The sequence below is a fragment of the Bacillus sp. SIMBA_031 genome (genome assembly GCF_046535225.1).
Taxonomy (GTDB): Bacteria; Bacillota; Bacilli; order Bacillales; family Bacillaceae; genus Bacillus; species Bacillus velezensis.
This window is the reverse complement of record NZ_JAWRXC010000118.1, coordinates 1-302: the sequence shown is the minus strand read 5'-3', so window position 1 is coordinate 302 and position 302 is coordinate 1. Positions and strand designations below refer to the sequence as shown.

The 302-nt window shown below is 57.6% G+C and carries 1 protein-coding gene; it reads left to right on the top strand.

The window, feature by feature from the left end; genetic code table 11:
• Window positions 1-302: nucleotidyltransferase family protein (locus SB724_RS19745; RefSeq protein ID WP_410572493.1), on the top strand; the 302-nt coding region annotated here is incomplete at both ends.

Below are 302 nucleotides of genomic sequence, written 5' to 3'. Positions count from 1 at the left end.
CTCGACGGGGCTTGATTGGCGGCAACCGGATGAATGCATTCCGGAGTGGCACTCGACCGAACAGCGCAAATTCCCTATATTCCTTGGTATGGACAAGGATATGGTCATCACCAAGCTGAGGGAGCACGAGGACGAGCTGCGCGCCGCCGGCGCGGAGCATCTGTCGGTCTTTGGCTCCGTGGCACGCGGTGAAGCGACGCCGGAATCGGACCTCGATATTCTCGTCAAGCTCAGCGATCCAATCATGAAATCAGGTCTGGATTACTTCAGCGCGATCGCGAACCTGGAAGACCGGATTACAG